The organism is Bacillus velezensis, from assembly GCF_001461825.1.
GTDB lineage: Bacteria > Bacillota > Bacilli > Bacillales > Bacillaceae > Bacillus > Bacillus velezensis.
In genome coordinates this window covers 1-8923 of the sequence record NZ_LLZC01000023.1, presented here as the reverse complement: position 1 = coordinate 8923, position 8923 = coordinate 1, and the positions used below count along the sequence as shown (strand labels likewise).

The window sequence follows — 8923 nt, the reverse complement described above, 5'->3', positions numbered from 1 at the left end:
AAATTGTTTTTCCTTTCCATTCGTCAAGGAGGGCTTGTTTTTCAGCATCGCTGATCAGTGAAATCTCAGGCAGCTTTCTGTCCGGACTTTCTGCCGCTTGCTTCAGAATCCGCAGGAACCCGGCGCTCCACTTTTCAATTGTTTCTTTTTTAAACAGATCAGCCGCATATTCAAACTGAAGGCCGAGACCTTCTTGATCCGTAAAGCCGCCGAGTGTCAGATCGAATTTCGCCGTGCCTTGGTTCGACTCATACGGAGTGATGCGCAGGTTCTCCAGTTCCAGTGTTTCTTTATCCGGATCTTCTGTCGTCACCATGACTTGGAACAACGGATTTCGGCTCATATCTCTCGGCAGGTCAAGCTTTCCGATCAGATCCTCAAACGGATAATCCTGATGCGCCAGCGCGTCGAGATTGGTTTGTTTCACCTGTTCGAGCAGCCCGGCGAAGGTTTGCTCTTTGCGCGTTTCATTGCGAAGCGCAAGCGTATTGACAAACATCCCCGGCATTTCCTGAACTTCGGCGCTCGTTCTTCCGGCGGTCACCGAGCCGATAATGATATCGCGCTGCCCCGTGATTTTGCTCAAAAAGACATGGAACGCGGCGTGAAGCACCATATGAAGAGTCGCTCCCGATGATTCCATTAATTCACGCACCGCTTTTTCCGTTTCACGCCCCGCTCTGAAACGGACGGATTGTCCTTTAAAACTTTGAACCGGCGGACGGGGGAAATCGGTCGGCAGATTCAATTCAGGAAGCTCGCCGGAAAATGCGGAGAGCCAATAACGCTCATGGTCTTTCATCCGTTCGGCCTGCTCAGGTTCATTCTGCCAGACGGCGAAGTCTTTATAGTGCAGGTTCGGCGACGGCAGGCTCCCGCCTTTGTAAAGATGAGCGAGCTCTTTGACCAGCATGCTTCTGGATACGCCGTCGGCAATAATATGATGCATATCCAGCAGCAGCAGGTGTTTCTTTTCATTCAGTCTGACAAGAGCGGCCCGAATGAGCGGAGCCGCGCTCAGATCAAACGGCTTAATGAATGCCTGAATGATAAGATCCGCTTTCTCCTCGTCTGCTGCTTCAAAGATGTGCAGGTCGATGTCAGCCTGTTCTGCGATCTGCTGCATCGGGCGGCCGTTTTGATCGATAAAGGACGTCCGCAAAGACTCGTGGCGATTGATCATCTGATTGAGCGCTTCCTGAAGCCTTGAAATATTGACTTCTCCTTCCATCAGAAGAACGGACGGCATATTATAGCTGATTGTCTCCCGGTCAAGCTGGTTCAGGACGTACATCCGTTTTTGGGCGGATGATAACGGGTACGCGTCTGCACTGTCTGCCGGTGAGATCATCCGATATCCCTCAGATACCGCTGATTTTTCGATATATGCGGCAAGCAGGCGGACAGTCGGCTGTTCGAACAGCGCTTTTAACGGAACCGTTTTGTCCAGTTCAGCCTGAATATTGGCGAGGAGCATCATGCCTTTTAAAGAGTGCCCGCCGTAATCGAAGAAATTATCGTCGATGCCGAGCGTATCCGTACCGAGTGTCTGTTTCCAAATGCGGCACAGTTTTTCCTCCAATTCCGTTTCCGGCAAGGCTGAAGCTGTTTGCGCCGTTTGGCTGACGCCCGGTTTCGGGAGGGCGTTTTTATCGGTTTTTCCGTTGGCTGTGAGCGGAATGCGGTCTACTTGCACGAAATAGGCCGGGAGCATATGAGACGGCAGTGTTTCGGAAAGCCGTTTGCGAAGCTCAGAGCCTTTCAGCTCGCTGCCGGCTTTATAGTACGCGCACAGTTCCGGCAGCCCGCCTTCGCTGACTGCGAGAACGACCGCCTCCTGAATGCCGTTTACGCTTAACAGCACGGTTTCAACCTCTTTTAATTCAATGCGGTAGCCCCGGATTTTCACCTGATCATCCGCACGGCCGATAAATTCAATCGTCCCGTCAGGAAGCCTGCGGACGACATCTCCCGTTTTGTACATGAGGCTGTCCGGTGAAAAAGGATTTGAGAGAAATTTCTCCGCCGTCAGCTGCGGACGGTGAAGATATCCTCTGGCAAGCCCCTTCCCGGTAATATAAAGCTCGCCGCTTGCGCCCGGAGGAACGAGCTGCATTGCTCCGTCCAATACAAGCGCGCCGGTATTCGCGATCGGGCGGCCGATGACGGGACGCTGCTCATATTGATCAAGGCGCTCCATATTGATCCGTCCCGCAATGGCGCCGATCGTCGTTTCCGTCGGCCCGTAGTGATTGATGAAGTCGGTATGGGCGTATACGTCATGAAACTTGCGGACATCGGACGTGATGATCTTTTCTCCGCCGAGCACCACTAAACGAAGCGGGCTGAAACGGCGTTCTGCCGCAAAGCGGGCTGTATTGACGATCATATGGAACAATGACGGCGTCAGTTTCATATACGTAATGCCGTTTTTCTGTATATACTCACCAAGCTGATCAGGCGCGGTGTACGTCTCTTTCGGCACAATGTGCAGCTCTCCGCCCGCCTGAAGAATCGGGAATATAGCCGTATAGCCGAGATCAAATGCGTAAGAAGACAGCAGCACAGATTTGTCAGCTTCGGTCAAACCGGCTTCACGGCTGAACCATGTGACATAATTGATTAGATTGCGGTGCTCCAGCTGGACGCCTTTCGGTTTGCCCGTTGTTCCCGAGGTATAAATGATATATGCAAGCTGGTCGGCGCCGGGCTCCGTTTCAAGCCGATCGGCGCTTTCGTTCTGCCATTCTCCGTCTTCCATTACGACCGTTTTTCCTTTATAAACGGCGGCCGCGGTCATGTTTCTCTCATTGACGACCAGAAGCTTCGTTCCGCTGTCTTCAAGAGAGTAGCGGATTCTCTCTTCAGGAGTCTCCGGATCAATCGGGAGAAATGCCGCTCCGGCTTTCATGACGCCGAGAATCGCGGTAATCAAGTCGGCCGAACGATCCATCATAATGGCCACGATGTCCTCACTGCCCGTTCCGCAAGCCTGAAGGTGGCGGGCAAACCGGTTCGAGCGTTCATCAAGCTCACGATATGTCAGACTTGTTCCGCCCGCAACCGCCGTGAGATCAGGCGTTTTTTGCGCTTGCCGTTCAAACAGCGAAACAAAAGTGCCCTCAGGCAGATCCGCTTCCGTACGTTTTTCATCAGAAAGGAGCGCTTCCCGTTCAGGAGCGGACAGCAGGCTTGCGTCGGCCAGCTGAATATCCGGATTTTCAGCGCAGGCTTTAATCAGATTGACAAAATGAGCGCTCCAGCGGCGGATGGTTTCGTCCGCAAATAAGGCTTTCGCGTAATCAAAGCTCAATCCGACCTCTTCTCCGCGTTCAGCCGCTTCTAAGGAAAGATCAAATTTAGCGACATGATGATGCATGGAGTATGAAGAAATCTCCAAATCTCCGAGCCGCAGGGCCGGGATCTCCATGTTCTGCATATTAAATAACACGCTGAACAGCGGACTCCGGCTTGTGTCCCTCGTTAACGGCAGTTTTTCAATTAATTCTTCAAGCGGATAGCTTTGATGCTCAAAAGCTTGAAGGCTCGCCGTTTTCACCTCATCCAGAAATTGTTTGAACGTTTTTTTGCCGATAGGATGCGACCGAAGCGCAACTGTGTTGACAAACATGCCCGGCACGTCTTGGAGATCAGGATGCTGTCTTCCGGCCGCCGGAGACCCGACTACGATGTCTTCCTGCCCCGAATATTTGGACAGCAGCACTTGAAAAGCGGCTAACAAGAACATGTACATCGTCGTATCCGTATCAGCCAGCAGCTTCTTAATCTGCGCCGTCACCTGTTTATCAAGCCCGAAGATGACGCGTTCCCCTTCAAAACTGCGCTCAGCAGGACGCGGGAAATCAAGCGGCAGATCCAGCACCGGCAGATCGCCTTTGAACGTATCAAGCCAGTAGGCTTCGTGCTGATCGAGATTTGCTTTTTCACGCTGCCAGACTGAAAAATCCTTATAATGAATCTTTGGCAGTGCAAGCTCCGTGCCTTGATAAAGCTTCGCAAGATCACCGATGAAAATGCCCATTGAGCTTCCGTCCGTAATAATGTGGTGCATGTCAATCAGCAGAAGATGCCGGTCTTCTTCAAGCCGGATCAGCTTCGAACGGACAAGCGGCGCGCGGTTGAGCGCAAAAGGCCTGATAAAGTCTTTTGTCAGCTCTTCTGCATCTTCTTCCCGGCCCTCGGCGGTTTCAAGCTCAAACGACACATTTTTATGAATGGTCTGCACAACTTCTCCATCTGCCATGTCAAACGACGTACGCAAGGTCTCATGACGGTTGATTAATGCCTGCATGGCCTCCTCAAGACGCTTTTTGTCTACTGATCCTTCCAGCAGAAGTACAGCAGGGACGTTGTAGCTCGTGCTGGCCTGTCCGAGCTGATTAAGGATATACATCCTGCGCTGTGCTGAGGAAACAGGATAATGCTTCTGATAAGGCGCTTGTCGGATCGGTTCAAACTGCTGCTCCTCCTCGCTCTCATGCTGCAAATAATGCGCAAGCTCCTGAATGGTCGGCTTTTCAAATAACACTTTAATCGGCACTTCTTTTTGAAAGTGCTCCTGGATTTTAGCGGTCATCATCATGGCTTTTAAAGAATGTCCGCCAATCGTGAAGAAATTGTCAGTCACACCCGCTTTTACACCGAGAATGCCTTCCCAAATGTCCGCGAGTTTCTGCTCCGCTTCCGTTTTCGGCGCTACGTATTCTTTTTGAACGGCTTCAGCCTGAGGCTCAGGCAGCGCTTTTTTATCAATCTTTCCGTTCGCCGTCAGCGGAAACTGATTCATCTGGATGAAGTGCGCCGGAATCATGTATTCCGGAAGTGATTCCGAAAGCGTTTTGCGCAGGTCTTCCGGCGAAAGGGCTTGGTCTGCGGTAAAGTAAGCGCAGATTTCATTTTCATCCGCTTTATTTTTCCGGATCACAGCCGCAGATTCCGTCACATTCTCCGCCTGGCTGATTTTCGCCTCGATTTCGCCGAGCTCGATTCTGAAACCGCGGACCTTTACTTGGTTGTCAATTCTGCCGAGAAACTCGATCGTGCCGTCCGGAAGCCATTTCGCCAAGTCCCCCGTCCGGTATATCATTTCATCCGGTCTGAACGGATCGCGTACAAACTGCTTCTCCGTTAATTCAGGCAGATTCACATAGCCTCTTGCCACTCCGCTTCCGCCGACGCACAGCTCACCCGGCGCGCCGATCGGCTGGAGGTTGCGGTTTTCGTCCATAATGTACGCAGTGGAATTTCCGATCGGCTTCCCGATCGGGACCGAACCGTCATAATCCTGATCAATGAGAAAACTCGTCGAAAACGTCGTATTCTCCGTCGGCCCGTAGCCGTTCCAAAGCGACAGCTCCGGTGATGCCTTCCTCACTTTGCTGACGATATGCGGCACAAGCGCATCACCGCCGATGATGAGGTGCCGGAGCGTGTTAAACATGCCGGCATCCTTTTGGGCAAGCTGATTAAACAGCGGAGACGTCAGCCACATGGTCGTGATCCGCTGCTCTTTCAGAAATTGGGCGAATTGTCCGGCGTCAAGCAGCGTCTCTTTTTTCACCGGGTGCAATGACGCTCCGTTCAGCAATGCGCCGAAGACTTCGAAGGTTCCGGCATCAAAGCTGACGGCTCCCGTTTGCGCCATCCGGTCTTCTTCATGCACCGGCACGTAATTCGAATGTTTGACGAGCCTGATGATATTTCTGTGTTCAATCATGACGCCTTTCGGTTTGCCGGTCGATCCGGATGTATACATGATATACGCCAAGTCGTTGCCGCCGGCCGGAAGATTCAAGTCTGTTCCGCTTACCGTTTCATCCGCCCTTTCATCCAGCATGACGACCGGGACTTGCAATGCGCCCGCTTGTTCTTGATAGTCCTGAACTGTCAGCACGAGCCGAATCGAGCTGTCTTCCGCCATAAAGCGGAGACGGTCCTCCGGAAAAGCCGGATCAATCGGCACATATGCGCCGCCTGCTTTTAGGACGGCAAGCATTCCGACAACGGTTTCCGCAGACCGGTCGTTCATAATAGCGGCGGTCCGGCCTTTTTCCAGTCCGCTCTTCACAAGGTGTCTCGCCAGGCGGTTGGCCGCTTCGTTCACTTCACGGTAGGTCCATTCGCGTCCCGCTTCTTTTATCGCGATGCTTGCAGGCGTCCGGTTTGCCTGTTCTTCAAACAAACGGTGAACGGCCTCCTCTTCCGGAAGAGCCGTTTTCGTATCATTGAATACCTCAACAATCTGCCGCTCTTCTTCGCCTGAAACAAGGCCGAGTTCCCGCACGGGCGCGTCAGGCGTTCCGACCGCGGCTTTCATCATGCGGGTCAGATGGTGCGCCGTTCGTTCGATGGCATCATGAGCGAAAGCCGCTCCATTGTATTTGATTTTGACAGTCCACGTTTTTCCCGGATACACGATAAGATTGAAATCAAAGCTCGTCTGCTCAAAAGCATGTTCCACTTTAATGGAAAAGCCGAGTCTTTCCTCCATGCCCCCGTTTTCCAGCTCTTTGTCCAGCGGATAGTTTTCAAACGCGACCAAATGATTTAAGAGGCTGCCGTCCAGGGCGGAGCGCTTTTGAATGTCATAGAGCGGCACATAATCATAGCGCTCGGCTTCCACGGCGTTTTTCTGAACTGCCGCCATCACGTCCGAAAAGGCTGCACCTTTGTCAATCTTGATTCTGACAGGAATCGTATTGATGAACAGCCCCGCCATCGTTTCTATGCCGTTGATTTCTGAAGGACGGCCTGATACGACGGTGCCGAACACCACATCGTCTGTATAGTTGTATTTGCTGAGCACCGCACCCCAAACGGCCTGAAACAGGTTAGGCCCCGTGACTTGATGCCGGTTGGCGGTCTGCTGAATCTGCGCGACCAGCTCTTCATCCCAGACAAAAGAATATTCTTCATTTTGGTAGTCTTTCTTTTCTGCTGCCAGACGGCCCGGGAGCAGGCTCGGCTGTTCGAAATCCGCCAGGCGGCTGCTCCAATATTGTTCCGCCTCCTCATAATCCCGGCCTCCGAGCCATTTGATATAGTCAGAGTAAGGTTTGCCCTGGCTTCCCCCGGCGGGCCGGCCGGCACGAAGCGCTTCATAGTTTTGAAACAGGCTTTTCATCAAAACGCCCATACTCCAGCCGTCCATGACGATATGATGATTGCTCCAGACGAGATACAGCTCCTTCTCACTGAGTCTGAACACCGCCGCTTTAAAGAGAATATCCTTCGCCAGATGAAAGCCCTGCTGCTGCACGCCGCGTTTATAGCGTTCGATATACTCAGTTTGGCGCGCTTCATCTAATTGACTGATATCTTCATAGTGCACCTTCGTCTTCCGCTCCGCCAATACGACTTGGCGCGGTTTTTGAAGCTGCTGGTGCACGAATACCGTACGCAAAATGTCATATGTCCGGATCAGCTCATTGACGCTTTTTTCAAAAAGCTCCAGCTGAAAGCTTCCGTGAATCCTAAGCTCTAATTGTGTGAAGTAGGAGGAAGAATGCGGATCAAGCAGCGCATGATACAGCATTCCCTCCTGCATCGGTGTGAGTGCATACACCTTTTGAATCGATTTTTTGCTCATATGTCACCTCTGTCTTTTCTGTTAGAGAATTTCCATTAATTTATCAAGTTCATCAAGCGTCAGATCATCATCGCCAAGATCGCTAGGCGTAAGCTCAGGTCCGTCTTGGGCCAGGCAGTGATCTATGATTTTCAAGAGGTGTCCTTTAAAACTGTCACTGAACGATTGAATGGTTTTTTCATGAAATTCGAGAGAATGATAGGCAAACGTCATCGTCATCTGCCCATTTTCTATAAATCCGACAATATCAAGCGCATTCGGCTTCTCTGTGTCAGGGCTCAACGATTGTCCTGACGGCATCCCGGATCTTGTAAATAAACCGGAATCCGACATCTCATTAAACTGGCCTAAGTAGTTAAAGCTGATATCCGGATCAATCTCAAATGAAAGATTCTCTTTATGCTCAGGCGCCGTTACATAACGCAGAATGCCGTAGCCGACTCCTTTGTTCGGGATGTGTCTGATGTCTTCTTTCATTTGTTTCAGCTGATATGAAAGATCGTCGGCGTGCTTCATCTCAAGAATCATCGGATACATGCTCGTAAACCATCCGACCGTCCGGGTGATATTCAAGCCGTCAAGAATGTCTTCGCGCCCGTGGCCTTCTAAATGAACGCCGATCGTGTCTTCACCCGTCCACTCTTTCAGCGCCAGTCCGAGCGCCGTGAGCAGGATGTCGTTCATTTCAGTGTGATAGGCTTCATGTACGTTTGTCGTCAGCTGTTCAGTTTGTTCTGGCGTCAGAGAGAAGCTGACCGTTCTCGTATGTCTCATGCGCTGATCACCAGACTGCCTGTCTTTCGGAAGCTGAGTGCATACCTCTTTTTCCTCAAGCTCTCTCCAGTAATCCGCTTCTTTCAGAAACGCCTTCGTATTTGCGTATTCTTTGATTCTCTCGGCAAATTCGGCGAATGAATGTGTTTTCGGCGGCAGCGCCGGTTCATTGCCTTGCTTCAGCTGCGTATAAACGGACGTGAAGTCCTCCAGTAAAATCCGCCAAGATACACCATCCACGACTAAGTGATGGATTGCGAGAAGAAGGTGGTCTCCATCTTCAGCCCGGAAGAGCCCGGCCTTCAGCAGATGTCCTGTTTCCAGTGAAATACTGCTTTGAAGACGGTCTGCTTCCCTTTCGATACGGTCCTCATGGTCTTCAGCAGGTCCGTTCAGCTCAAAGACGTTCAGTTCAACAGACACATCCTCAAGTCCTCTGTAATACGGTTTTTGTTCACGATAAATCATCCGGAGCGCATCATGGTGCACCGTCAGGACATGTAATGTTTTTTCTGTTATCTCCGGATCAAAGCCGTCTTT

General features: G+C 51.4%; 2 protein-coding genes. Both read right to left on the bottom strand.

Annotation, left to right across the window (positions count from 1 at the left end; all coding sequences use genetic code 11):
- On the bottom strand, positions 1-7609 hold a 7609-nt coding region (gene srfAB, locus AR442_RS21135), incomplete at its 3' end, for a surfactin non-ribosomal peptide synthetase SrfAB (RefSeq protein ID WP_060557624.1).
- 21 nt (positions 7610-7630) lie between these two features.
- Positions 7631-8923, bottom strand: a 1293-nt coding sequence (locus AR442_RS19270) for a condensation domain-containing protein (protein WP_234034292.1), incomplete at its 5' end; no start/stop codon positions are given.